Origin of the sequence: Nodosilinea sp. AN01ver1 (assembly GCF_050565655.1) — a bacterium.
Lineage (GTDB): Bacteria > Cyanobacteriota > Cyanobacteriia > Phormidesmidales > Phormidesmidaceae > Nodosilinea.
The window spans coordinates 62670-87239 of the sequence record NZ_JBNXVS010000025.1 but is presented as its reverse complement, the minus strand read 5'-3'; the positions used below and the strand labels follow the sequence as shown (position 1 = coordinate 87239).

The following is a 24570-nucleotide window of genomic DNA, read 5'->3' as shown; positions in this document are numbered from 1 at the left end:
CAGCGTTCATGGTTTTGAGTGGTATCTAAGCTTAGAACGCTGGCTCCCCCTTCTCCCTTCCAATCTCCGAAACTACCGCACAGTAGGGCACCCAGCGACCTGGACTCAGCTTTTGTCAGTCAACCAGGCCACTACACTGTCCTTCATGTCGAGATTTCCCGTAGGAACACAGGTAGACGCATAACGACTTTATTAGAGAGTAAATTTGCACATATTGTCCCTATCGAGGTAGATAGGCCGAAAGTTTCTGTATGTGATCCCAAATTTGGAGATCGCAAGAAACTTTCCATATATTATTACGATTTTAGTGGAGCACGAGAAACTTCCCATATCTATTCGGGCGAAGTCTTCATTTACTCCACGCTTGACAGGGAGCTTTTGTACCAATACACTCATCCATTAAGCCGTTCGGCCCGAGCGGTGTTTGCACAGAACTCGAAAACTTTGGCGCTGCCGGAAGGTGCTCGCAACACCAACCGACAGCTAACCCCGCAACTCTCTCAAGCAGATTGCGAGGCTAGGCACATGGTACCCTAGTCCCCTCAGTTTGCACGGCAAGCGCGGGTGGCTAGGGTTTTCGCGTTCTGTTTCTTCCGTAACCCATTACAAGGAACAGAACCGATGTTTGACAATCAAGAGCCAAAAGCCAGCGACGATCAAGAGACCAACCCAGGGAGCGGGTCCCTGCCGCTGCCGCCCAGATCTGGAGCCACTAACAAAGGGACCTGGTCCCTAAACCCCGAGAAGGTGCGCCACATGCTCTTTGGCAGCCTGGCGGGGATCGATCGCACCATCAAAATCCTCCACGCCCTGGGTTACGCCGAGCCCAACGACTGGTCAGAGCCTATGCCTGCTCCGCTGAGCGGAGTCGAGACGCGGTCGTCGAGCGGAGTCGAGACGCAGTCGTCGAGCGGAGTCGTTGGCGGAGCCTCCCCGGAGGGGATGCCGTGGATGGCGATACTAACCAAGACCTTGCTGATTGAGTAGGTTCTCTGCCAGAAACCGGGTGCCTGTTGTTTGTCCCAATACTGGGCTACAGGCGGCAGACACCCAGTTTCTAAAGGCTTGAATGTTGCACCCTTGAAGCGCTGCAAGCTTGATTGTGCGTAGGGTGTGTTCCCGGCCCACGCCAACTCTGCAAGGGCGCAAGGTGCTCTACTGGCCGAAACGCACCGTTTGTCTCGATCGAGAGGCCCGGTCTTGTAAGCGGTGCATTGCGGCCCAAAGGCAGGGTTTATGAGGTTTCGCACGATCTGGTAGGCCGCTAATGCACCCTACTCAGGTCAAAGCTCTCCTTGGCAGAACTGGCGGTGCCTACTGCGTAGGTGGTAAAGCCCCATCAGATAGATACCCCCGCACAGCTCGGTAACCAGCAATCACAGGCCAGCGCCAAGCAATCACAGACCCACGCGAAGCAATCACAGCTCGGTAACCAGCAATCACAAGCCAGCGCGAAGCAATCACAGCCCGGTAACAAGCAATCACAGGTCAGCGCGAAGCAATCACGAGCCAGCGCAAAGCAAGTACGCGCGATGTTCTGCTGGAGAGGCTGTGCCAGTGCTAAGCGAGTCCACAATTCACGCTTAGCCCACCCAACCCAAGTAGATCGCCCAGGGCAGCAGCAAAAAGCCCGCTGCAATGCCAACGCCCACCACCGCACTGGTGCCGTAGGCCAGAGGGCGAATCTCTCTATTTAAGAGCCCGATCGATTGCAGCGCGCTCCAAAAGCCGTGGCGCAGGTGCGAGGCCAGCAGCCCCAAAATAACCGTGTAGCCCACCACGTAGGGCAGCGCCTGAAATGTCTCAATTACCAGGCGGGCCAGGTCGCGCACGGTGTCGCCGCCCAGCTCAGTGGTGTAGTAGGTGCCATAGCGAAACGTCATCAGGTGGGTGACCCAAAACACCGCCAGCACCGAGCCCGTGACAATCATGGTGCGCGAGCTGAGCGTTTGGTAGCTAGAGCCGCCCGCCGACTGATACGTGCTATAACCCTGCAGCCGCGCCTGCCGCCTGCGCCAAAAAATCTCAATGCCCACCCAGGCGTGCAGCAGCACGATCGCCGTCAGCGCCAGCTCAAAGGCGTAGTAGACAACGCCAAAGTTGCTCACCAGCAGGGCGTAGGCATTGTAGGCATCGCGGCCCACAAACAGCAGCAGGTTGCCCACCATGTGCACCAGCGCAAACGTCACCAGCGCCAGCCCGGTAAACCCGGTGATCAGCTTTTTGCCCATCGACGAGCGATAGAACGCCAGCAGCGGCGATGCAGCGGTTTTAGGCGGTTCGGGCTTTGGGTCGGGGGCTTTGAGGGTGTTGGTCATGGTTCATCCTGCACGCTCTCGATTTGCTCGATTACCCGGCGAATTTCAAAGGCATCCGGGGCGTCGGGGTGCTCGAACAGGTAGCGCTCCAGGTCGCGCTGGGCCTCGCCAAGCTGCCCCTGCTGGTAGTGAATCAGGCCGCGATCGCGCCATTCGCTCACCGCCTGGGGGTAAATCAGCAGAATGCGGTTGATCGCATCGAGCGCCTTGGGTACATCTCTATTTTGCAGATAAATCAGCTTCAGGTTGGTCAGCATTCGCACCAAAAAGGTGGCCGGGGTAATGGGGGCCAGGTGCTGTGGTTCGATCTGGGCGGCGTCGCCAAACATCTGCTTGAGGCGATCGCGGCAGTCTTGCTCAAACAAAATCTCGCCCTGGTTAAAGGGGTCGACAAAAATATCCATTTCATCCACCGTGGGGCGAATCAGAAAATGCCCCGGCATGCTCACCCCCACCATAGGGAAACCAATGCGGTGGGCCAGCTCCAGGTACACCAGCGACAGGGTAATGGGAATGCCCACCCGCCGTTCTAGCACTTCGTTGAGAAAGCTGTTGCGCGGGTCGTAGTAATCCACGCTGTTGCCGCGAAAGTTGAGGTCGACAAACAAATAGTCGTTGATGGCGCGAATAATTTTGAGCGGGTAGAGCGCTTTGGGCAGGCGCTGGCGCAGGGTGTCGGCCATGCGATCGAGCATGGCCAGGTAGTCGTCAGCCACCAGGTAGGGGTAGTCTTCCTGGGCAATATACAGAGCCGCCCTGGCCAAACTTACCTGATCGATCGGCTGCTGCAGCTCTTGATACAGGCGCTCTCGGGGTAGTGCAGAATTGGTCATTTAGGCGTCGTAGTCCTTACCGCTGCCATAAAACAGGCTGTCTCGCCAACGAAGGCTATAGTATCGCTGAACCGGGGGCAGTGACTCAAACACTGGACCCAGGGCGCGGGCTAGAGGTTCCAGGGCGCTGTACCCGGCCAGGCTGCCGTAGTGCCCCAGCCAGTTCACCAGCGCCCCCACGCCCACCTGAGGAATGATCTTAGCCACCAAACCCGGATACTTGATCGAAGTTACCGCCAGGGTTTTGGCCAGGGCCGGAAACTGCACCACGTCCTGCAAAAAGGGCTTGAGGGTGGGGTCGCCCAGCTGATCCATAGCCGCAAAAATGGAGGTCAGCAGGGTATTGATGTGCTGCTCAGACAGGCTTTGATCCATGCCCACACTCATCGATTTTTGGAACAGCCAGGTGACTGACAGGTTGGGCTGGTAGGGCTGCAGGGCACCCAGGGCAGCGGCACCGAGGCGATCGCACCCCAGTGCCCCATCAATGCCTGTCACCAACCGCTCCAGGTGGCGAATCATCGCCCCAAAGCCGCCAAAGCTGAGCGGCGACTGGCTGCCGCTGCTGTCGCCCACCGCCAGGGTGCGGCCCCAAGGGAAGCGCAGGGGGCTTTGCCGGTAGCAGGGAAAGAAGCCAAACAGCGCCCGCTTGATCCGCAGATCCGACCGACTCACCCCCTGGTACTCCGGCAGCAGCGTCCAGTATTCCTCAAAAAACTCGCTCAGGCTCAGCCGTCGGGGGTCGGCATCCATATAGCTAAACATGTAGGTGGTGCGCCCATCTCGGGCCGGAAACGCCTCCCAAAAGTACTGGCACTGGTGCCTCAGCGGTGTAAACGACACCAGCAAATCGCCCGTGTCGTTTTTGGCATAGCCCTCAGCGCAGGTGCCCACCACCAGGCACATCGCATCGGGCTTGCTCGGCCCCCGCGCCTGGCGCACCAGCGGCGAAAAGTGACCCATGGCATCGATCAGCAGCCGAGTGGTCAGGGGATGTCCGGCTTTTACCAACACGCCGTTGGGGTGCACCGAGGCCAGCTTGAAGGCGGTGTGCTCAAACAGCTTGCCGCCAGCTTCTATAAATTTGGCCTTGAGTCGCTCCAGCAGCAGTCTGGGGTCAACCCCGACATTCAGCACATCCTCCACCCAGAGCGGCTCGCCCTTGCCAAACTGAATGCGGGCGGGGTTGTACTCCGAGGCAATCAACTGGTTTAATTCGGTTTCGCTCAGCAGGCCCAGTTCCGTCAGCGCCGCCAGCTCGCGGCGAGAAATATTCCACTCCTGCTCGCGCCCCTGCAATACGCCGCGCTCCAGAATAGCTACACGCCAGCCCCGCTGCGCCAGCCCCGCCCCCACCAGCACGCCCAGAGTGCCGCCGCAGATCACTACATCCCACTCTATCGACTCCAGCGGTGCTGCGGCCTGGTAAATAACCTGCGGAGTGAACAGGTTGCCGGTGCGATAGCGCTGCCACAGGTCGTCAGCCCGCTGAAGCCCTGCCAACGGGTGACCTGGTAGGCCAGCAAGCATCTGTTCGGTCAGGGTCATGGAATGATTTAAGGGGTCGTAGGGTATATCGCCGCGATCGCGTCGTCTGGGACATCAAAACCTTCAGATGAACGTTCAAGCGCTGGGCTGGGCAATGCCTCCACCAGACGCACGACAGCTATGGTTTCAGTCTAAATCTAAACTCCTCGAACCACAGGCGACCGAACCAGGGGCGATGGGGCATTGCTGAACTGAGTACAAAAAAGCAGCTCCAAAATTGAAGCTGCTACAAGCAAATCAGCAATATTCACAAGGAAAGTTAGGAGAAGTTTTGCCGAGGCAACAACCTAGCGGTTGAAGAACCCTTTAACAGAGTCCACAACGTCTTCGGCAGAGTCACGGGCAGCGTTACCGGCATCTTCCAGAGCGTCCTCGCCACGATCCAGACTTCTTTGCGCCTTACGGCCTACCTCTTGAGCGCCAATGCCGCTCCGGACGTCGGTGCCTTTGTCTGCGTCAGCGGGTACACCGCCCCGCCCTTCCTGAAGCCGAAGTTTGACCTCGTTAACCGTATCGCCACCCTTGGTGATGCGGTCAAGTTCACGCTCGGCCCGGCCCTGCACAATGTCGCCAGCTTCGTTGCCGAGGGCGGTGGCGGGGGTGCTAAAGCCAAACAGCAGGCCAGAGCCAATCACAAGAGTAGCGAGGCCAACGCAAAGCATGCGCTGAAGCTTAGCTGCGATCGCATTAATAGTCATAAAAATCTCCTGAAAGAAGTCGCACTTATCGGTAAGTCATAAGTGGTGGTCTTGCCCAGTTATAGGACGAGCAGTCGCGCTGCCGCATCGCTCAGCAGGCAGACCCAGGCTGAGCATTTAGACCGATTCAGCCCCGTACTGCCCTATTACCTTCGGCTTACCTCTGGTAAATAAATTTCATGTCAGTTGAAGCGCTTTCCCTAGCGCGTCGCCCGCTGGGGTGGCCTAAAATCATGTCACTCTAGAGACTGTTCGCCGCTATGTCTAATGCCATTACTCAGCGCAATGGGGTGTTTGCCGATGGGGCGTTTACCCGCCCAGCCGCCGGGGCCGAATTAACCGGCTCGATTTTGGTCGTGGGCGGTTCAACCGCTGCCTACACCACCACGCTGACGGCGCTCAGGCTCAATCTAGACGTGTGTCTGGTGCAGCCCCACAAAGTGGTGGGCGGCCAGTTCACCGCCCAGGCCCTGCCCGCCTCCGACGATGGCGACCTGCTGCAGGCCAGGGCGGGGCTGTACACGGTAGATGGCGAAGAGTTTGCGATTTCAAAGGCTCAGCGGGCGTTTCGCGATCGCCAGCGCGAGCTACAGCCCGTCGGCGGCAAAAAAGTGCCCAACCCCGGCGGCGGCTGGGTCAGCCCTCTGGCCACAACGCCTGTGGTGGCCGCGACGGCCATGAATGAGGCGCTGCTGCCATACCTACGGGATGGTCGCCTGACGCTGATTCCCTTTGCAGAACCCGTGCAGGTGGCAATAGAAGGGGGAAACGGGCGATCGCGGGTGCAGGGGGCCATTTTTCGCGATACCCAGGCGGGCCACACCTTCACCGTCAGGGCCAAAGTCACCGTCGAGGCCACCGACCTGGGCGACCTGCTGGAGGTGGGCAACATCCCCTCCCGTGTGGGGCAAGAGGCTCGCCACGAAACCGGCGAAGCCATTCTGCCTGAGGATGCCCGACCCCAGTGCCAGCAGTCGATCACTTTTGATGTGGTGGTCGAGCATACGGCGCGGGGCAAAGGCGTTGCGATCGGCAAACCCAGCGGCTTTGAAACCGAGGGCTGGATTGGCCTAAAAGAATTCACCCACCTCTTTTGGACCAAGGCCAAGCCCGACAAATGGCAAAAGTGGGACTTCTTTAGCGACTTTGGCATCTTTCGCTATCGGCGGCTGTTTAGGTCGCACCCCCACGACAAAAAAGTCCTCCCCGGCGATGTGGCCGTGCTTAACTGGGGCACCTCTAGCGAGCCCGATCGCGCCTTTTGCTGCGGCAACGACTACCGTCCCGGTCGGCTGGTGGGGGTCAGCCGCGACGAGCGCAAACTGCACATTCAGCGGGCGCGGCAGCGGGCGCAGGCCTACGTTCACTACCTGCAAACCCACGGGGCCGCCGACCTCAAGCCGCGCGGCGACCTCACCTGGACTAGCGACGGCATTGCCCTCGAACCCTACATCCGCGAAGCCCGGCGCGGCATTGCCCTCACCACCATTCGCCACGAAGATGTGGCCGAAACCTTTTTCCCCGACCAGGCGCGGGCGCGCTGCTTCGACGACTCGGTGGGCATTGGCCAGTACCACTACCTCGATCTGCACGGCAACGACGCCAAGGGCCACGTCAGCCCTAGGGGCAAAGACGTGGTGGCCCTGCCCTTTAGCCTGCCGCTGGGGTCGCTCGTGCCCAGAGACACCGATGGCCTGGTGCTGTCGGCCAAGAGCATTGGCACCACCCACATTACCAATGCCGCCTACCGCATGCACCCAATGGAGTGGGCGATCGGCGAGGCCAGCGGGTTTCTGGCGGTATTCTCGGTATGGACGGGGCTAGAGCCTCGGGTATTGGCTACCGAAGAAAAGCACATCCGCAAGATTCAGGGCTTCATGGCCCGCAACGGCATTCCCATTTTCTGGTTTAACGACATCAGCCACGACGACCCCGACTTTGAAGCCATTCAAGTGCTGGCGGCGGCGGCCATTGTGCGCAGCGAAGACCCCAGAAGCCTGAGCTTTAAGCCCTACGCGCCGGTTAACCGCGCCGTGGTTGCCACAGCTTTGGTCAACGTGCTCAAGTTGCCCACCACCCTACCCGACAAGCCCACCTTTAGCGATGTGCTGCCGGGCCAGCACTGGGCCTACATCCCCATCGAAACGCTACACGCCCACGGCATGATTGCCGGAGTCGGCCAAAACCGTTTTGCCCCCAATGCCCCCATTACCCGCGAACAGCTGTCCTTTTTGGTCAAGCGGGCTATGCCTGAGGTCTACGACAAGGCCTTTGGCCGCACCCCCATCGATCGCCAAAACCTGCAGCGCCGCGAACTCTCCCGCGTCATGTACGAAGTGTTCAAGGGGCGGCTGCAGCTATAGCCTCCTGGGCTTAATGCTCGCTTCTAGCGCCAATACCAGAGCTAGTGCCGTGTTTTGCTGCATTTTAGGTAATGGCCATTACAATCTGTAAACCTGAAAACCTGTTCACTTATTTTTGGTCAGGTTTTTATGGTCAGTTAAGTCTATGAAATTGTTCAAGCGCATCAAGCGGCAGCCGTCCCTGCGATCGTCAAAGCGGCTGCTGCAGCTCGTTAGCGGAGTCGGAGTTTGTCTGCTGGTAGCGACGGCCTGGTCGGGTTGGTTTGCCCCCGCTACCGCCCAGGTTACAACCTACGATGTCAAGTCAGTACCCGGCAACGTCATCTGGGGTGAGCTGTTTAAGCCCGACAGCGCGCCAATTCTGACGGTCAAATCGGGCGATCGCATTCGTATGGAAACCGTCTCCCACGAGGGCATTCTGGCCGACCAGGGCGACACCGTTGAGTTTTTGACCGGCGGCGGCATCAAAGCCGACGACATTCTGCCCGATCAGATCACCATTAAGGGCACCGTCCCCAAGTCTGGACCCGGCCCCCACGTCATCACCGGCCCCATCTACGTTGAAGATGCCGAACCCGGCGACGTGCTCGAAATCAAAACCATCGACATCGACTACCGCGTTCCCTACGGCGTCATCTCCAACCGCCACGGCAAGGGCTCGCTACCGGGTGAATACCCCGAAAACGATGCCCCGATCTACACCAAGATCATTCCGGTAGACATGCAAAAAGAGATCGGTATTTTTAAGCCCTCCAACGGCCTACCCGATCTAGAAATTCCGCTGAAGCCTTTCATGGGCCTGATGGGCGTCGTGCCCGCCGATGCGGAGGAAACCGTCAACTCGGTGCCTCCCGGCCTGTACGGCGGCAACGTTGACATCAAGCATCTGGGTCGGGGCAGCAGCCTGTACCTGCCGGTGCAGGTGCCGGGGGCGCTGTTTTACTCTGGCGACCCGCACTGCGCCCAGGGCAATGGCGAGGTAGCGCTGACTGCGATCGAATGCTCGCTGACGCCCACCTTTGAGTTGGTTCTCCACAAAGATATGGATCTACCCGCCCCCATGGGCGAAACCGAAGACGCCTGGATTGCCGTCGGCCTAGACACTGACCTCAACGAAGCGATGAAGAAGTCGGTGCGCGAGTACCTGCGGATCATGAACGACAAGTACGGTTTGACCAAAGCCGATGCGCTGCTCTACGGCAGTGCCGATATCGACTTTGAGGTGTCGCAGGTGGTGGATATTGTGAAGGGCATTCACGGGGTCATTCCTAAAGAGCGCTTTACGGCTCTAGAAAAGTAGGGGCATAGCATGCTATGCCCCTACGGGGTTACTGATTACGAACCGGGGTTTGCCAAATTGGATTGCCTATAAAGCAACCCCCGGATTAAAAAAGAACCCCGGATTCTTAGAGAATCCGGGGTTCTACAGTTTCTGACGCGTCTAATTAAGCAGCGTTAGCAGGTAAATCAGGGTAAACAGCACAATCCACACCACGTCCACAAAGTGCCAGTAGATCTCGGCCATTTCAGGGCCGGTGTGGGTGATGTCGGTGTAGTGGTTGGCGCGGCGCGATCGCCACAGCACGCCCAAAATCAGCACCAGTCCGATAAACACGTGCGCCCCGTGGAAGCCCGTCGTCAGGTAAAAGCAGTTGCTGAACAGGTTGGTCCTCAGGCCGTAGCCCAGGTTCATGTACTCATACACCTGACCCGCCAAAAACACCGCGCCCATAGCGGCGGTAATGCCAAACCACTTGCGCATCCCGGCCAGGTCGTTCTGCTTGATGGCCTTAGTGCCCAGGTTAATCACCCAGCTGCTCGACACCAGAATCAGCGTGTTGACTGCGGGCAGCAGCAGCTCCACCTCGGTCTCTTTCGGCGGCCATTCGGCTGCGCTACCGCGAAACACCAAGAACACCGCGAAAAAACCCGCAAACATCAAAAATTCGGAGGCCAGAAAGGTAATCAGGCCCAGCACCCGCAAATCCTGGTGCTCTTCATGGGCTTCGTGGACGGCTGCGGCCTGGTCATTGGCCGCAGCGGTATTAGAGTCAATCGCGCCTTGCATAAGCTATCAGGGGATAAAGGGTACGTGCGTGAGCAGAGGGGAGTAGAGAAGGTTAGGAGAAAAGCAAACGGCGAGGATCCCCAGGAGTATTTCACTCTCGGTGATCCATACCCGTTATACCTGAGTTGCCTCAGTGGGCTCTCCCGCCGGACCCACCTGATCGGCCTTGTCCATGCCGTACTCATAGGGGCCGTGGGTCAGCACCGGCAGCACCTCCCAGTTTTCGATAATCGGCGGCGAGTCGGTGGTCCACTCCAGGGTCAGGGCGTTCCAGGGGTTGGGGCCAGCCTCTTTACCCGCTCTCCAGCTCCAGATCACGTTGAAGTAGAAAGGAATTACCGACACCGCCAGAATGTAGGCACCGACGGTAACCAGCTGATTTAAGTCAGCAAACTGCGGGTCGTACATAGCTACCCGGCGGGGCATGCCCTGCATCCCCAGCTGGTGCATGGGGGTAAAGGTAAGCAGAGTGCCGATAAAGGTCAGCACAAAGTGCACCTTGCCCAGGGGCTCATTCAGCATGCGCCCGGTAATTTTGGGGAACCAGTGGTAGATACCGGAGTAAATACCAAACACCGACCCGCCAAACAGCACGTAGTGGAAGTGGCCAACGACATAGTAGGTGTCGTGGACGTGAATGTCGAAGGGAGCCGCCCCCAGGGTCACGCCGCTGAGCCCGCCAAACACAAACATCGACAGCAGGCCCACCGCAAACAGCATGGCCGTGGTGTAGCGAATTTTGCCGCCCCACAGCGTCGCCACCCAGCTAAAGATCTTCACCCCCGTAGGCACCGCCACAATTAGCGTTGAGATGGTAAAGAAAATCCGCATCCAGGGCGCGGTGCCGCTGGTAAACATGTGGTGCACCCACACAAACAGCCCCACCAGACAGATGGTTAAAGACGAGTAGGCGATCGCTTTATAGCCAAAAATCGGCTTGCGCGCGTGCACCGGAATCACCTCCGACATAATGCCGAAGATCGGCAAAATCATCAGATACACTGCCGGGTGCGAGTAAAACCAGAACAGGTGCTGGTACACCACCACGTTGCCGCCCGCGTCGGGCTTAAAGAACGAGGTGCCAAAGTTGATGTCAAAGGTCAGCAAAATCAGCGCCGCCGCCAGCACCGGCGTTGCAAACAGCGCCAAAATCGACGTTGCCACCATCGCCCAGCAGAACAGCGGCATCTGGTCCCACCGCATGCTGGGTATCCGCATCTTCCAGATCGTGACCAAAAAGTTCACCGAACCCAAGATGGAAGAGGTACCCACCATCACCAGGGCCACGCACCACAGGGTCTGGGGCAGGTTGGCGGTAATCTCGCTCAGGGGCGGGTACGAGGTCCAGCCCGACTGGGCTCCACCGCCCAGAAAAAAGCTAGCGGCCAGTACCGCACCCGCGGGTGGGTTGAGCCAAAAAGCAATGGCGTTGAGCTTGGGGAAAGCCATATCCCGCGCCCCAATCATCAGCGGGATCAGGAAGTTGCCAAAGCCCCCGATCGCCGCTGGCACAATCCACAGAAAGATCATGATCGTGCCGTGGTTGGTCAAAAAGGCGTTGTAGAGGTCGGGGCTGAGAAAGTCAGAGTCGGGGGTAGCCAGCTCGGTGCGCATCAGCACCGCCATAAAGCCGCCCGCCAGGTAAAACAAAAACGACGTCACCAGGTACTGAATACCAATGACCTTGTGGTCAACGTTGAAGGTGAAGTAGTCGTACCATTTCCACTTATCAGGATGGCCGTGGCCACCCTGAACCTCCGTCGGTTTGATGGAAACATCTGCTTGAGCCATAAATTGGGTCTTGCTAAAGGGCTATAAAAACTGCGGCGAACCCAGAGGGCAACCAATTGAAGAGACAGAGCCAGCCAAAGTAAAACTAGAGGTGCTGGGCAGCTCCGTGATCCATCTGAGCATGATCCATTTGGGCAATTTGTACCGGAGGTTTTGCCAGTTCGGGAGCAATGGCAGCCAGATACTCAGCGCTGGTAGCGGTTTCTAGGGGTTCAGCCACCGTCGTCGTTGGCTGAGCTTCGGCCACCCGACTGGCGACCCAGGCGGCGTAGTCTTCAGGCGAATGCACGATCACCTGAGTGCGCATGCCGCCGTGGTACGCGCCACATAGCTCAGCACAAACTACTGGATAGGTACCCTCACGAGTGGCGACAAAGCGCAGCTCAGCCGGTTCGCCGGGCAGGGCGTCCTGCTTGAGGCGAAACTGCGGCACCCAAAACGAGTGGATCACGTCCTGCGCTTCAATGTTGAGCTGAACGTCTTTACCGACAGGTATGTGCAGTTCACCGTCGGTAATGCCCGTATCGGGGTAGCGAAAGATCCAGGCGAACTGCATGCCGGTCACATTCACCGTTACGTCGGGCTGGTTGAGCTGCAATAGCGGGCTGGCCCCAAAGCCGTATACCTGAGCCTTAGAGTAGACATCGGCATCGATATTCTCACCGGGGCCCATCTGGGCCAGCAGTGGGGCCACATCGATCACCGACTGCTGCGGAGCCATTGCGACCATGGCACCGTGGCCGTGGTGCCCGCCCGGCGAAAAGCCACCCATCTCCTGAAACACCACCACGCTGTAGAGCCCCAGACCCACCACAATAATGCTGGGAATAGCGGTCCAGAAGGCCTCCAGGGGCAGGTTGCCCTCGATTGGGGGGCCGTCGGTTTCATCCCCTTTGCGTTGGCGAAAGCGGATGAGCGAGTAGACGATCGCGCCCTGCACCACAATAAACAGAGCGGTACCAATGGTGACCATCACGTCAAATAGATCATCTACCAGAGGTGCCTGCTCTGAGGCCTGCACCGGCAGCAGATTGTGATTTTGCCCCACCCACAGACTTATCAGGGTGACTGCGATACCGAGAACCAGCGTCCAAAAGGGGGCGGGAATTTGTTTCATGGCTACTCTCCTGCGGAGATGTTGCGAAAGGTGCTGCGCCTAGTTGACGTTAAGGACATGCACCTAGAACTTGCGAATTAACTGCCAGGGCCAAAAAATCATTAGCCATGTCTCTCTGCATGCTAAAGGGCAGAACTGGCCGGGCTGTAGAAACTTTTGATTTGCTTCAACTCTGTTACCTGTCCACAGCTTTTTCACGAAGTTTTGTAACCTGGCAAGTCGTCAAGAAATCAGGACTTTGATCACAAATTAATCCATTAAGCGGCCATAGGAAGGATCTTGCCAAAATTAGAGGATGAGGATGTTGACCGTCAGGCTGCTATGTAAATAGTTGATTTTCTCTAGTCCCTGTCTAGTTTAGACATTCCAGTTTGGGGGTGACAGATTAGAGGCAGGGCTGGAGCAGCGCTGGCCCCACCACAGTTAACTCGACCTACTGCCTGGAGGGCCTTGGCAGACTTTTGGCGGCACCAGGTATCGAGTTACTTTTCTTTGCGAACTGGGACAGGCGCTGGCGGGTGGGCAAGCTAAGCAAAATACTTGGTCGGTAGCACCATTGCCGCTGAGGATTTGTACCCCAGGAGATACTGCACCATGGAATTTCCGATGGCCTCAAGCCAGCCCGATATTCGCAAAGAAGCCCTTGTGGCGCTGACGGCCCAGTTTGTGAGACAGGGTCATCCGCCCACCTATGCTCAGCACATGGCGACCGCCTCCATCTTTCAGGCCGACCTCGAGCTGCGCAATGCCCAGTTTAGCCGCCTGATTTCCTGGCTAAAAGAATCCCATGCCGATATCTACCCTGAGGCGATCGCAATTGCAGAGTCGGTCCGGCAGGAGTTTGAGCAGCGCGTCACGGGTGAATTTTAAGTCGAAGACACGACCGCAACTAAAGCTGCCCAAACCGCCCTTGAGGAGTTAGCCATGCGCGATTCACTCACCCCCATCTACAACCGCCAGCACTTCATCGAGCTAGCCAGCCAAGAACTGGCGCGATCGGCCCGCCTCAACCGTCCAGTTACCCTGCTCATGATCGACATTGACCACTTCAAGGTCATTAACGACACCTACGGCCACCTGGCCGGAGACGCTGTGCTGCGCGACATTGCCCTGCGAATCAAGGTCAACCTGCGACAGAGCGATATTTTAGCCCGCTACGACGGCGAAGAATTTATTCTTATGATGCCTGAAACCAACCAGGCCCAGGCCTGGAGCGGGGCTGAACGACTACGCCAGGTGATTGCGGCTAACCCCTTCAACAGCGGCAGCGACTCGCTCGCAATTACCGCCAGTGTGGGGATGTCGTGCTGGCCCGCTAACCCAGACGCTAACGCCATAGCCCCACTGCCCCACATCAATGATCTGATTAGCAAAGCTGACCAAGCGCTCCATCGAGCCAAGCACTCAGGCCGCAACCAAATCCAGGCCGAAACCTGGCTCTACAGCGTCGGCCAAATCGCCTAGGGTGGTCAACAATTCTGGCCACAGTCCTCAGCCCATCAGCGCTGGGCTCGGCCCAAAATCACAAAATAGGGGTTGTAAGCACTGATGCTCGGGCCATCAGCACCTCATTGATGAAAACCCCAGGTGAGCATCCGTCTAGAGCACCGATACAGCATCGAACGTCTGAGGTTCAAGGGCGCTGGCGCTGAGCAAGGGCAGTAGCCAGGGGCATAAAAAAGCCCCCCAGCGCTGGACATAGAGTGTCCGTTGCTGAGGGGCAAGCGTAGCCGTGGCCAGCTAGCTGGCGATGTAGCCGTGCATGGTAGCCTTGCGGCGGCGCAGGTGCTTAAGGGCCTGCTGCTCGAGCTGGCGCACCCGTTCTCGGCTGATGTTCATGCGGTTACCCACCTTGGCCAGCGACAGCTCGTTGCCGTCCTCTAGGCCGTAGCGGAGGGTAATCACTTCTTTTTGCTGAGGGGTCAGCTCAGAGAGCAGGTTGCGAATATCCTGCTTGAGCGACTCTTGAGCCGTAAAGGTTTCGGGCGAAATGCCGTCGTCTTCAAGCAGCTCTTGCAGCTCGGTATCCTGGTTGTCGCCAATGCGCACATCCAGAGAAATAGGCTGCCGCGCCAGCACCAAAAACTCGCGAATCTGCTTCGGCTCTAGCTCCAGCGCTTCACCAATTTCGTTGGCGTTGGGGCTGCGGCCCAGCTGCTGAGACAGCTCGCGCTGCACACGCTTGATCTTGTTGAGCTTTTCGGTGATGTGAATGGGCAGGCGAATGGTGCGCGCCTGCTGAGCGATCGCCCGGGTAATAGCCTGGCGAATCCACCAGTAGGCATAGGTCGAGAACTTATAGCCCTTGGTGGGGTCAAACTTCTCAACGCCACGCTCCAGGCCCAGAGTGCCTTCCTGGATCAGATCGAGAAACTCTAGGTTACGCTTCTGGTACTTTTTAGCGATCGCGACGACCAGGCGCAGGTTGGCCTCGATCATCTTGCGCTTGGCCCGCTCGCCCTGGCGCACGGTCTGCTTGAGCTGATCTTCACCCAGTCCAGCTGCCTCAGCCCACTCGGCCTGACTGGGCTCGTGACCTAGTGACTCTGTCAAGCTTTCCTTCTGCTCCAGCAGCGCCATGTAGGACTGCACCTGCTTGCCGAAGATAATTTCTTCTTCGTGGGTCAGCAGGGGCACCCGACCAATCTCATGGAGGTAGGTTCTTACAGCGTCGGCACTGTAGAGGGGTTTGCTTTTTAATGTGCGAGTCTTTGTTTTAGCCATGAATTAACCTTTCCTCCACTGACGGTGCGAATACGCCGAAACCGAAAACCTAGAAACCTGAAACTCAAAAAATTGAAGCAATGGTGACCCGGTGGAACTCGTTGCTCAATACCTAAAAAATCTGAGGAATGCCTAACTCCGCAGAACTGGGCAAATCTGCCAATCGCTTGTGAAATCGAACCTGGGCACGCTGCATCTCTCATCGGTGCCCAACCTAATCTAAAACTAGCGTCCTATATTTTCCTGAGCTGACCCTTAAAGATCAGGATTAAGTTAATCACTTGCAACTCATCTCTATCGAGGCGAGGAAACTAGGCAAGACAGCTGCTTTAAGAGCACCAGCGTTGAGGCACTAGCCTAAGCCGTGAACGGCCCCCTGAGCAAAGCGCTGAGGTCAACCCCTAGGCTAAAACTCGAAGGCATTATGAGTTTACTCCTTCAGAATATAACAACTTTCGGGTTGCGTAAAGTACTACAAGTTGTAGTTGCCTGTTTGACGGCTAGGGGCACGGCTTTGTTTCCATGGTTTAGAGTAGCTAGCTGCTATGCGGTGGTCTGCATCAGATGTGTCAGTTCTAGGATCAGCAGGCTCCAGCTGCACATACGCAAAGCATCTATATAGATAGTGACGGATCTGGCCTCTTCACCCAATGGGGCTTCCCCCCTGGGAAAACCGAACCTGACTAGCTGAACCAGCGATCGCACCCTGCGGATAACCAAGCCTCGATCGCTTGGCTAAAATCCCTCAATATCAAATTACCGGAACTATATAACAGTGGTGTGTCGGGAATATGGCGGCTCTATGGCAGGTCTAATCACATACTACAAACGCCCTCTGGGCTTACTCTGGCTCCCTTTCGAACCTGACCTGTGGGCAGCGGCGTTTTGTCATAAGGCTGGCGATGGTCCAAGACCAGCCCCTGAGGGCCATCGCGCCCCGCCTGTCTAAAACTTGTCCCAAAACTCGCCCGAAGTTCGCCCAAACCCGGTAGACTCAGTGAGATTATTTTTTCATTCATAGGCATAAGCACCCATGAACCACGGGCTAAACCACCGTCTGCTGACCACGAGACCCGCTCCCATCGGCATTTTCGACAGTGGGGTAGGCGGCCTGACGGTGCTGCGCGAAATCTATCGCCAGCTTCCCAACGAGTCGGTGCTGTACTTTGGCGATACGGCGCGGCTGCCCTACGGGTCGCGATCGCCCGAAGAAATTCTCTACTTTGTGCGCCAAATTTTGACCTGGATGGCCGAGCAGGGCGTCAAGATGGTGATGATGGCCTGCAATACCAGTTCGGCTCTCGCCCTCGACCAGGTGCAGGGCGAGTTTCCGTTTCCGGTGCTGGGGCTAATTCGGCCAGGGGCGCAGGCGGCGGCGCTCAGGGGCAAGCGCATTGGGGTGATCGCGACTCAGGCCACCGTCAACAGCCAGGCCTACACCAACGCCATTCAGGAAATCTCACCAACCTGTCAGGTGTGGGAGGTCGGCTGCCCCAAGTTTGTGCCTATTGTTGAGCAAAACCAAATCAAAGCGCCCCACGCCCACCAAACGGCAGCAACCTACCTGCGATCGCTCATAGCGGCCAACATCGACACGCTGGTGTACGGCTGCACCCACTATCCTCACCTGGCTCCGGTGCTGACGTCGATTTTGCCCAGCACGATGCAGTACGTTGACCCAGCGGTTTCGATGGTGGCCGCTGCAGCCCAAGAACTCGACGCTCTCGGGCTGCGCAGCAGCGTTCCAGCCTGGTCTACAGAGTTTTACGTCAGCGGGTCGGCCGCCGACTTTAAGCGACTTGCCGTACAGTGGCTCGGTCATCAGCCCAAAGTCAGCCAGATTCGCCTACCAGAGCTGGCCGTGCAGCCCCAGAGCTAAGTAAGCGATTCTAGGCCTAGCCTTCGGTGCGGCGCGAGGTGCTGGCGTGCTTAGCCAGCAGCAGCGCACCATAGACTACTAGTAGATAAGCGATCGCCAGCAGAGGAATAACCCATAGGGAGGAAGCGTAATTCATGGTCAGCAGAAGTAGTAAGTAAGCAATAAAGCCCGGCAGCGAGAGGTGGGCAAGCTGGGTTTAGCAGCAGCCAAAAGGATGCTCAAACCTATCCCTTCTTGAAAGAAGGAATTTTGCCCAATGACTATTGGGGGTGAAATAGCTCACCCTTAAAACGTGTAAAAACGACCTGATGCTTAGAAAACAGGTGGAAAAACCACCCAGCACCGAGATCAACTCAAAGTAGTAAACAAGCAACGACCGGGCTTAAGTAGCCGTCTAGAACTTGCTTGTTGTCTTGAGAAATTCTTAAGTTAAGTCTATCACGGGATTCTCAAGCCGAGAGACCGATTTTTAAACGTGAAGGGGCATAAATTTAGGCCATCTTGGCAATTAGTATTGCTGACCTAAGCCCTGTGGCGATCGCGGTGCCAATCGCCACAGGCCTGCCGTCACAAAGGTTTTAACTTGAGAGCAAACCCACCGCCAGAGCTGAGTTTGGGGTCTACAGCCCGAGAAAAGCTCTGGCTTTTACCAATACTCCCTCCGGGGTTGCCTTAGAATGACGATAGAATATGTAAAAATTCGTAACTTTACCGCTCTTGCCGGGGTCCATGACTTCAGTAACTTCTCTTTTCGCGCCAGTTGAGTCCGACCTTGACCAAATGACCCAAAACCTAAAGGGGTTAGTTGGAACCAGGCATCCCATTCTGTCGGCGGCGGCAGAACACCTATTTGGAGCTGGAGGCAAGCGGTTGCGCCCGGCCATTGTGCTGCTGTTGTCTAAGGCCACCCTGCCGGGGCAAGACATCACGGCTAAGCACCGCCGCCTGGCCGAAATCACCGAAATGATTCACACCGCCAGCCTGGTGCACGACGACGTCGTTGACGAGGCCAGTCTGCGACGGGGGGTGCCCACGGTACACAGCAGCTTTGGCAATCGCATTGCGGTACTGGCCGGAGACTTTTTGTTTGCTCAGTCCTCGTGGTACCTGGCCAACCTCGACAACCTGCGGGTAGTCAAGCTGCTCTCCCAGGTGATTATGGATCTGGCCGAGGGCGAAATTCAGCAGGGGCTCAACCGTTTTGACACCAGCCTCTCCATTGACGCTTATTTAGATAAAAGCTATTTCAAAACCGCCTCACTAATGGCCAACAGCGCCAAGGCGGCGGGTGTACTCAGCGAGATGCCCGAGACGGTGATTGAGCAGCTCTACGACTACGGTCGCCATCTGGGCTTAGCCTTTCAGGTAGTCGATGATATCCTCGACTTCACCAGCTCTGATGAGGTACTGGGCAAGCCCGCCTGCTCTGACCTCAAAAGTGGCAACCTGACAGCGCCAGTGCTCTATGCCATGGCAGAGCATCCCTTTCTCACCACTCTGATTGAGCGAGAGTTTTCTGAGGCAGCTGACTTTGATCAGGCGATTGAATTGGTGCACTGTAGCAGCGGCATTGGGCGATCGCGCGATCTGGCGGCCCACCACGCGCGTCAGGCCGCCACTTGTCTAGAGCATCTGCCGCCTTCCGCCGCTCGCCAGGCGCTGCAAGACTTGACCAGCTATGTGCTGCGGCGCATTGCTTAAAGCACCCTACTAACTACGGGCCAGAACTATGGGCCAGGAGATTGAGCGGAAGTTTTTGGTGGTAGGCGACAGCTGGCGTCGCGCTGCCTTGGGCGAGGTGATACGTCAGGGCTATATTCCCACCCAGGATGCCCGTACGGTGAGAGTACGGCAGGTAGGCGATCGCGCCTACCTCACCCTAAAAGGGCCTGCCGTTGGCTTAGTGCGGCCTGAATTTGAATACCCCATTCCCGTAGAAGACGCTCAGCTCATTTTGGCAACCCTCTGTAGCCCTCCCTTGATTGAAAAAACCCGCTACCGCCTCCCGCTGGGCGAGGTCGTTTGGGAAGTAGATGAGTTTTGGGGCGACAATCGGGGTCTAATTGTTGCCGAGGTAGAGCTAACTAGCCCCGATCAGGTGGTAGATTTACCGGAGTGGGTCGGTGCGGAGGTCACCTACGATCCCCGCTACCAAAACTCCAACCTGGCGCGTCAGCCATACAGCAGGTGGGGCTCTGTAAACTAAATGCTTTCTAGATTGAACTCTTAGTTGAATACTGTCGCCCTCGCCACTGGGTGGGCCGCCGCAGCGAAGACAGGCCAATCCGCACGACAGCCACCGGGTCAGCCAGTGGCGACAGCCAAAAGGCCCAGGCTCCCGGTGCTCCTTGCAGATCGTAGGCTGAGGCGACAGCGGCCTGCATGCCAACTCGCATAGCCAGCAGGCCCAGGTTTATGGCCCACAGCAGCAGCAGTGGCCGCGACCAGTCGGCTAAAGCCCCTTGCTGAGCCAGCCACAGCCCCGGCACCAGCAACCAGGGCAGCCCCTGCACCAGGGCTAAAAAAGCGAAGTCCCACCACACTTGAGCAGCAGAGGCGGCATCTTTGAGGTCAAGGGAGCGACCCCACTCGCGCCAGGTTTCGGCCATCCCCTCGTACATGCGCACCTTGAGCAGGCGACTCCCATCCCAAAAGCCAACTTTCGCGCCCTGGGCAGCGGCACAGCGGGCCAGGGTCACATCGTCACAAAACGAAGCCGAGGCAGACTGGTAGCCATCGAGCTGCTCTAGCAGCGATCGCCGCACCATAAAGCACTGACCATTGGCCATCACCCGCTGGGGCGCACCGCTGGGGCTGCCGGCGGGGCCAAAGCGATAGACCAGCGTCATCAACAGAGCCGGCTGCAGCCAAAATTCGCCCGGATACTTGAGAATAAACCGAGGCGCTAGCGACGCCAGGTCGTAGCCTTCGGTCTCCATGGCTTTGGCCAGGGCGGCTACCAGACCGGGCTGAGGCTGGGTATCGGCATCTATGCCCAAAACCCAGGTGCTAGCGGCGGCAGTGTGGCGAAAGCCGTAGTCTAAGGCCCAGGGGCGACCGACCCAGCCCTGGGGCAGCGGGTCGTCTTCCAGCAAACGCAGGCGTGGGTCATCAGCCTGATAGGCCTTAACCACGGCCTGGGTGCCATCCGTAGAGTGGCTATCGACAACCAGCACCTCGCGCAGCTCATAGCTCTGACGAGTGAGCCCCTCCAGGCAGGGTCGCAAACGGTGGGCTTCGTTGAGAGTGGGTACCACTACAGAGACAGCACCGAGTTGCTCAAGGGTAGGGGGTTCTGGAGCCAAGGGCGGGCGGCGAAAAGGGCCCTGCAACAGGCGCGATAGCAGAACCGCCACCATTGGCACCTGCACGACCAAGAGCACCACCGCTACAGCACTTAACCAGGGAAACGGAGCAGCCACATCAGCGGGCAAGGGAGTACCTCAAACCAATCAGACTAACAGGGTGTGGATTGGCGGCTTGAAATTAGCCCTTCATCCACTGGCCAAGGGACCATCAACGCGTATCGATATCAGAACCAAACAGCCTTGCTGAAAAGCCGAGAGCCGGTGCTACTTTAAAGCCACCTTGGCCGAATTCACGGGTTCAACCACCTGGGCGGGCTGAGCTAAATTGGCCATGCTCTCCTGGGCGGTCGCGCGCCAGCACAGCACAGCAGGCAGTGCCCCCGTCAAAATACCCAGGGCAATAGGAACGTAGAAACCAGCCGCCAGGCTCATGACCAGTGCAAAGCCAAAGTTGGACAGGTAAACGACTAAGGGCAGGGTTAGCTGAGCCTGATCCAGCTCGGGGGAAAACTTAAAGGTCTTCCATAGCCCCAGGGCTACGCCCATAAACACGACTCCCGTCCCCAACCAGCCAGCAAAGTTTTGGTAGGGCATGCCGAAGAAAGCGCCGGGCTGGTGCCAGTACCAGAAGGGCAGCGCGGTTTGGCTCATGGCTGGGTCGAGCACAAAGTCCCAGGAAGTGAGCAGCACAGACCCCAGCAGCACCGCCGCCAGCGATCGCGCCCAGCCGTAGCGACTAGGGCCACCGCCCGCCGCCAAACCGCTGCGGGCCAGCAAAAAGGAGGCCAAGCCCAGATAAAACCACGACAGCGGAATCGTAAATGGCACTAGCCCGGCCACTTTATAGCCCAGCCCGTTGAGGTAGCTGTAGTGACCAAAAGGAAAACCGGTGCTGGTGCCCAGCAGTTCGCTGGTGATGGAGACGCCGATGGCTGCGATCGCAAAGGTCAGCAGAGTGCCTAAGCCCAGGGTGCGGTAGGCATACAGAGCGACCGCCAGAGTGCCTAGCAAAATGTAGCCGACGCCACCGCCAGCCATGCTCCACCGAAACATAGTGTGCCCGGCAGGCAGATAATCTAGGATGCCAGGGTGGGGCACCACCCACAGTAACCCTGCCAGACCAAAGACCATGGCGACGATATGACCGTACAGGCAAAACCGCTCAATGGCTAAAAGATTTCTCATGGTAAGTCCTAGATACTGATTGTCGGGCTGCTGTAGCTCAGCCCCAGCTCGCCCACTGCCAATGTGCTGTTGATAACTATAGTTGCAATCGTCGCTTAAATCATAAGTTTTGTAAACGGCAAGTTTGGGAGTAGCGGCCCTGCCCCAAGCCCTGCAAAAGAGAAAAAAGTTACCTGCTTTACCGGCGGGCGTAGGCAGCCCCACTCGGCGGAGATTCGGTGTGGAAATTGGGAAAATCGGCTAGGATGACGGCATACAGGTCAGATCTTTGAGATCCTATGGCACCGATGATCACCCCTGGCCCAACCCTGACGGTGAGGCCACTGCAGTACCGCGATTTAGACGACCTCAAGCAGTGGCAGCCAGAGGATCTAGAGGCTGGCGGCGATCGCGATGCCGCCGAGGCTATGGTGTCATGGCTTGAGTTTCAGCGGCGGTGGTACGGTCCCCTCAAGGTCATGAGCTGGCTCCCTCGTCCGGTGCAGCAGCAGAGCCAAACAACCTTTGTCGCCGAGCGCCAAAAAAGCCTGGTCGGACTCATTCAAGTTTCTCCCTTCAACCAAACTCGCAGCACCTGGCGAGTTGAACAGGTGGTGATTAACCGCCGCGCCCTGGCTGACACCGACGCCCCCGATACTTCGGGCTATATGGATGTCGGTTCGCGGCTGTTGCGACACTGCTTTGAAGTGGTGTGGGAAGCCAGAACCTGGATGATAGAAGCCGATGTCAGCTACAAATCGGCCCTGGCTCTCTACCGTTTCAACGGGTTTCAGCCCCTGGCCCAGATTACCTACTGGGCGCTGCCGCCTGAGCAAATCGCCGCCCTGGCCCAGCGCGAGCCCGACCTGCCTAATCTGCTGCCCATCAGCAACGCCGATGCCCAGCTGCTCTACCAGCTCGATACGGCCTCCATGCCACCCCTGGTGCGACAGGTCTTTGACCACCAAATTCAAGACTTCAAGGCGGGTCTATTGAGTACCGCTACCGCCACCACCGCGCGCCTGGTCAACCAGGTAGAAACGGTGAGCGCCTACGTTTTTGAGCAGCAGCGCAAGGCCGCCATTGGCCAGTTCAAGCTGGCGATTTCCCGCGATGGCAAGCAGCCCCATACCGCCGGGCTGACGGTGCATCCGGCTTATACCTGGCTCTATCCAGAGCTGATGACGCAGATGGCCAAAATCTTGCACCCCTTTCCGGCGCAGTCTCTGCGGCTGACTTCTCTCGACTACCAGCCCGAGCGCGAGGCCTGCTTTACCCAAATTCAGGCGATTCCCGAGTCCCATGCGCTGCTGATGTCGCGATCGGTGTGGCACAAGGTGCGCGAGGCTCGCCACCTCTCCCTAGAAGGATTACAGCTATCCGACGTGTTGACGGGTCTACAGCCCGCTGGCAAGCCCATCCCCGGACGCATGAGCTGGTCAGCGGAGCGCTGGCCGACGCTGGGGCCACAACAGCCCGAGGGCAGCACCGATATCTCTGGCCCCGAGGGCGATCGCTAGGCCCTGCCAGTTTTTGGCTAAAGCGCTATGACAACCGTTTCCGCTTTGGGGTTAGATATCGGTCGCAGGCGAATTGGCGTGGCGGGCTGCGACGGTACCGGCCTGATCGCTACAGGGTTAACGACCCTGCAGCGGCGATCGTTTGCTGAACTGGTAGCCGATCTTCAGCAGATTGCCACAGCTCGACAGGTTCAGGTCTTGGTTGTGGGCCTGCCGCTAACCATGAACGGCGAAGAAGGCTTTCAGGCCCGCCAGGTGCGTAAGGTCGCTGGCGGGCTGGGTCAGGCGCTCGGTCTGCCCGTCATCTATGTAGACGAACGCCTGAGTTCGGTAGAAGCTGAGCAGCTGATGCGGGCTGCGGGGCATTCTGTCGCCCACGAAAAAGCCCTGATTGATCGCAAAGCCGCCGCCATTATCCTGCAGCGCTGGCTAGACGAACGCCGCTCGTCCTGAGCTCGTCGCCAATAGACGTAACAGGATGGGATATTCTGATAAAACCGTTCAGTGTTCATGCTGGGCTGCGGCCCTGTTGTCCGCACCTGGTTATTCAGAAAAAGAGTGGCTTCATGGCGGATAATACCCAACCCATCGATGAGTCAGCCGTTGTTCTTACCGATGATGCCGGGCGGTTTCTGCCCTGCCAAGTAGAGCAAAGCTTTCAGCTCAATGGCCGCGAATACCTACTGCTGCTGCCCATCGATGCTCCGATTGAGATTTTTGTCTGGCAGCAGGGCGATGACGACGACGATATCTTGATGGATGTCGAAGACGAGGATATTGACCAAATTTTCTTGACGGCCAAAGCGGTGCTGGCTGAGCAAAACCTGATGCTGCAGCGCACGGCTATTACGCTGACCGCCGCCGGAGAGCTACCCGAAGCCGAAGAGGACAACTGCCTCACCCTGGAGCTCGATGACCTCGACGAAGCCGGTAATCCTGTTACCGAAGAGTTTCAAATTTTGGCTACCTGCTTTTACGAAGACGAAGAATACACGCTGTGTACCCCGCTCGATCCGCTGCTCATTTTTGCCAACCGCAACAGCAGCGGAACATTAGAGGTGGTGACCCCGGAAGAGTTTCAGCTAATTCGCGGCAGCCTGGAGGAAAAACTGTTTGATCTATTAGAGTAAGAGGGTTCCGGCTCGGTATTTTTCTAGAAGGTTACGGCAGCAGGCCCGGCGGGTCGAGTTTGTAACTTCAAGGGGGACGTTGATTGAGATGAAATACTCTCAGAGCGTC

20 protein-coding genes and 1 pseudogene are annotated in these 24570 nt (G+C 57.6%); 11 read left to right on the top strand and 10 right to left on the bottom strand.

Annotation, left to right across the window (positions count from 1 at the left end):
• Window positions 1–621 precede the first annotated feature (621 nt).
• Window positions 622–987: a hypothetical protein gene (locus ACQ4N7_RS18620; protein WP_430712990.1), complete on the top strand. Its 366-nt coding sequence runs from the start codon at window positions 622–624 to the stop codon at window positions 985–987.
• 596 nt (window positions 988–1583) lie between these two features.
• Here ACQ4N7_RS18620 and ACQ4N7_RS18615 read toward each other — a convergent pair.
• The 4 genes from ACQ4N7_RS18615 to ACQ4N7_RS18600 form a co-directional block, all read right to left on the bottom strand.
• Window positions 1584–2318 carry a succinate dehydrogenase cytochrome b subunit gene (locus ACQ4N7_RS18615; RefSeq protein ID WP_430712989.1) on the bottom strand — a complete coding sequence of 245 codons (735 nt, stop codon included), beginning with the start codon at window positions 2316–2318 and terminating at the stop codon, window positions 1584–1586.
• Window positions 2315–3151 (bottom strand): SirB1 family protein, encoded by an 837-nt coding sequence (locus tag ACQ4N7_RS18610; RefSeq protein WP_430712988.1) that lies wholly within the window; start codon window positions 3149–3151, stop codon window positions 2315–2317. Before ACQ4N7_RS18610 ends, ACQ4N7_RS18615 begins: the two co-directional genes overlap by 4 nt.
• A complete protein-coding gene (locus ACQ4N7_RS18605) occupies window positions 3152–4699 on the bottom strand; it encodes an FAD-dependent oxidoreductase (RefSeq protein ID WP_430712987.1) in 1548 nt (515 codons plus the stop codon).
• A gap of 287 nt (window positions 4700–4986) precedes the next feature.
• Window positions 4987–5397 carry a hypothetical protein gene (locus ACQ4N7_RS18600; protein WP_430712986.1) on the bottom strand — a complete coding sequence of 137 codons (411 nt, stop codon included), beginning with the start codon at window positions 5395–5397 and terminating at the stop codon, window positions 4987–4989.
• 260 nt (window positions 5398–5657) lie between these two features.
• Here ACQ4N7_RS18600 and ACQ4N7_RS18595 point away from each other — a divergent pair, with 260 nt between their 5' ends.
• Together ACQ4N7_RS18595 and ACQ4N7_RS18590 are read left to right on the top strand one after the other, a co-directional pair.
• Window positions 5658–7760, top strand: a complete 2103-nt coding sequence (locus ACQ4N7_RS18595; RefSeq protein ID WP_430712985.1) for an FAD-dependent oxidoreductase — start codon at window positions 5658–5660, stop codon at window positions 7758–7760.
• 145 nt (window positions 7761–7905) lie between these two features.
• Window positions 7906–9060: an acetamidase/formamidase family protein gene (locus ACQ4N7_RS18590; RefSeq protein ID WP_430712984.1), complete on the top strand. Its 1155-nt coding sequence runs from the start codon at window positions 7906–7908 to the stop codon at window positions 9058–9060.
• A gap of 141 nt (window positions 9061–9201) precedes the next feature.
• Here the strand turns inward: ACQ4N7_RS18590 and ACQ4N7_RS18585 are convergent, their stop codons facing one another.
• From ACQ4N7_RS18585 to ACQ4N7_RS18575, 3 genes are all read right to left on the bottom strand, one after another.
• Window positions 9202–9828, bottom strand: a complete 627-nt coding sequence (locus ACQ4N7_RS18585; RefSeq protein ID WP_430712983.1) for a cytochrome c oxidase subunit 3 — start codon at window positions 9826–9828, stop codon at window positions 9202–9204.
• Between the two features lie 114 nt (window positions 9829–9942).
• The gene (ctaD, locus tag ACQ4N7_RS18580; RefSeq protein ID WP_430712982.1) at window positions 9943–11619 is read right to left on the bottom strand and encodes a cytochrome c oxidase subunit I; all 1677 of its coding nucleotides are present in this window, start codon (window positions 11617–11619) and stop codon (window positions 9943–9945) included.
• An 85-nt stretch (window positions 11620–11704) separates the two neighbouring features.
• A complete protein-coding gene (locus ACQ4N7_RS18575) occupies window positions 11705–12736 on the bottom strand; it encodes a cytochrome c oxidase subunit II (protein ID WP_430712981.1) in 1032 nt (343 codons plus the stop codon).
• Window positions 12737–13330: 594 nt separating this feature from the next.
• Between ACQ4N7_RS18575 and ACQ4N7_RS18570 the strand changes: the two genes are divergently transcribed.
• Complete coding sequence (locus tag ACQ4N7_RS18570) at window positions 13331–13606, top strand: hypothetical protein (protein ID WP_430712980.1); 276 nt, start codon at window positions 13331–13333, stop codon at window positions 13604–13606.
• 51 nt (window positions 13607–13657) lie between these two features.
• Window positions 13658–14200: pseudogene (locus tag ACQ4N7_RS18565) on the top strand (GGDEF domain-containing protein); the annotation flags it as partial.
• Window positions 14201–14476: 276 nt separating this feature from the next.
• On the opposite strand, the gene ACQ4N7_RS18560 reads toward ACQ4N7_RS18565, so the two are convergent.
• Entirely contained in the window at window positions 14477–15460 is a 984-nt protein-coding gene (locus ACQ4N7_RS18560; RefSeq protein ID WP_430712979.1) for an RNA polymerase sigma factor, RpoD/SigA family, read from the bottom strand.
• Between the two features lie 1033 nt (window positions 15461–16493).
• Between ACQ4N7_RS18560 and murI the strand changes: the two genes are divergently transcribed.
• The 3 genes from murI to ACQ4N7_RS18545 all read left to right on the top strand — a co-directional run bounded on the left by murI (window position 16494) and on the right by ACQ4N7_RS18545 (window position 19545).
• On the top strand, window positions 16494–17339 hold the full coding sequence (gene murI / locus ACQ4N7_RS18555) for a glutamate racemase (RefSeq protein ID WP_430712978.1): 846 nt from the start codon (window positions 16494–16496) through the stop codon (window positions 17337–17339).
• A gap of 729 nt (window positions 17340–18068) precedes the next feature.
• Window positions 18069–19040 (top strand): solanesyl diphosphate synthase, encoded by a 972-nt coding sequence (gene sds, locus ACQ4N7_RS18550; protein ID WP_430712977.1) that lies wholly within the window; start codon window positions 18069–18071, stop codon window positions 19038–19040.
• Between the two features lie 28 nt (window positions 19041–19068).
• Window positions 19069–19545 carry a CYTH domain-containing protein gene (locus tag ACQ4N7_RS18545; RefSeq protein WP_430712976.1) on the top strand — a complete coding sequence of 159 codons (477 nt, stop codon included), beginning with the start codon at window positions 19069–19071 and terminating at the stop codon, window positions 19543–19545.
• Window positions 19546–19552: 7 nt separating this feature from the next.
• Here ACQ4N7_RS18545 and cruG read toward each other — a convergent pair whose 3' ends face one another.
• Both cruG and cruF read right to left on the bottom strand, forming a co-directional pair.
• On the bottom strand, window positions 19553–20773 hold the full coding sequence (cruG, locus tag ACQ4N7_RS18540; protein WP_430712975.1) for a 2'-O-glycosyltransferase CruG: 1221 nt from the start codon (window positions 20771–20773) through the stop codon (window positions 19553–19555).
• Window positions 20774–20911: 138 nt separating this feature from the next.
• Window positions 20912–21832: a gamma-carotene 1'-hydroxylase CruF gene (gene cruF, locus ACQ4N7_RS18535; protein ID WP_430712974.1), complete on the bottom strand. Its 921-nt coding sequence runs from the start codon at window positions 21830–21832 to the stop codon at window positions 20912–20914.
• 278 nt (window positions 21833–22110) lie between these two features.
• On the opposite strand from cruF, the gene ACQ4N7_RS18530 reads away from it, so the two are divergent.
• From ACQ4N7_RS18530 to ACQ4N7_RS18520, 3 genes are all read left to right on the top strand, one after another.
• Window positions 22111–23331: an N-acetyltransferase gene (locus tag ACQ4N7_RS18530; protein WP_430712973.1), complete on the top strand. Its 1221-nt coding sequence runs from the start codon at window positions 22111–22113 to the stop codon at window positions 23329–23331.
• Between the two features lie 27 nt (window positions 23332–23358).
• A complete protein-coding gene (ruvX, locus tag ACQ4N7_RS18525) occupies window positions 23359–23784 on the top strand; it encodes a Holliday junction resolvase RuvX (protein WP_430712972.1) in 426 nt (141 codons plus the stop codon).
• A 113-nt stretch (window positions 23785–23897) separates the two neighbouring features.
• On the top strand, window positions 23898–24461 hold the full coding sequence (locus ACQ4N7_RS18520; RefSeq protein ID WP_430712971.1) for a DUF3727 domain-containing protein: 564 nt from the start codon (window positions 23898–23900) through the stop codon (window positions 24459–24461).
• The last annotated feature ends 109 nt before the right edge of the window (window positions 24462–24570 follow it).

Coding starts and splice junctions, on each gene's coding strand:
- ACQ4N7_RS18620 (WP_430712990.1), top strand. CDS start 622: ATGTTTGACAATCAAGAGCCAAAAGCCAGCGACGATCAAGAGACCAAC.
- ACQ4N7_RS18615 (WP_430712989.1), bottom strand. CDS start 2,318: ATGACCAACACCCTCAAAGCCCCCGACCCAAAGCCCGAACCGCCTAAA.
- ACQ4N7_RS18610 (WP_430712988.1), bottom strand. CDS start 3,151: ATGACCAATTCTGCACTACCCCGAGAGCGCCTGTATCAAGAGCTGCAG.
- ACQ4N7_RS18605 (WP_430712987.1), bottom strand. CDS start 4,699: ATGACCCTGACCGAACAGATGCTTGCTGGCCTACCAGGTCACCCGTTG.
- ACQ4N7_RS18600 (WP_430712986.1), bottom strand. CDS start 5,397: ATGACTATTAATGCGATCGCAGCTAAGCTTCAGCGCATGCTTTGCGTT.
- ACQ4N7_RS18595 (WP_430712985.1), top strand. CDS start 5,658: ATGTCTAATGCCATTACTCAGCGCAATGGGGTGTTTGCCGATGGGGCG.
- ACQ4N7_RS18590 (WP_430712984.1), top strand. CDS start 7,906: ATGAAATTGTTCAAGCGCATCAAGCGGCAGCCGTCCCTGCGATCGTCA.
- ACQ4N7_RS18585 (WP_430712983.1), bottom strand. CDS start 9,828: ATGCAAGGCGCGATTGACTCTAATACCGCTGCGGCCAATGACCAGGCC.
- ctaD (WP_430712982.1), bottom strand. CDS start 11,619: ATGGCTCAAGCAGATGTTTCCATCAAACCGACGGAGGTTCAGGGTGGC.
- ACQ4N7_RS18575 (WP_430712981.1), bottom strand. CDS start 12,736: ATGAAACAAATTCCCGCCCCCTTTTGGACGCTGGTTCTCGGTATCGCA.
- ACQ4N7_RS18570 (WP_430712980.1), top strand. CDS start 13,331: ATGGAATTTCCGATGGCCTCAAGCCAGCCCGATATTCGCAAAGAAGCC.
- ACQ4N7_RS18560 (WP_430712979.1), bottom strand. CDS start 15,460: ATGGCTAAAACAAAGACTCGCACATTAAAAAGCAAACCCCTCTACAGT.
- murI (WP_430712978.1), top strand. CDS start 16,494: ATGAACCACGGGCTAAACCACCGTCTGCTGACCACGAGACCCGCTCCC.
- sds (WP_430712977.1), top strand. CDS start 18,069: ATGACTTCAGTAACTTCTCTTTTCGCGCCAGTTGAGTCCGACCTTGAC.
- ACQ4N7_RS18545 (WP_430712976.1), top strand. CDS start 19,069: ATGGGCCAGGAGATTGAGCGGAAGTTTTTGGTGGTAGGCGACAGCTGG.
- cruF (WP_430712974.1), bottom strand. CDS start 21,832: ATGAGAAATCTTTTAGCCATTGAGCGGTTTTGCCTGTACGGTCATATC.
- ACQ4N7_RS18530 (WP_430712973.1), top strand. CDS start 22,111: ATGGCACCGATGATCACCCCTGGCCCAACCCTGACGGTGAGGCCACTG.
- ruvX (WP_430712972.1), top strand. CDS start 23,359: ATGACAACCGTTTCCGCTTTGGGGTTAGATATCGGTCGCAGGCGAATT.
- ACQ4N7_RS18520 (WP_430712971.1), top strand. CDS start 23,898: ATGGCGGATAATACCCAACCCATCGATGAGTCAGCCGTTGTTCTTACC.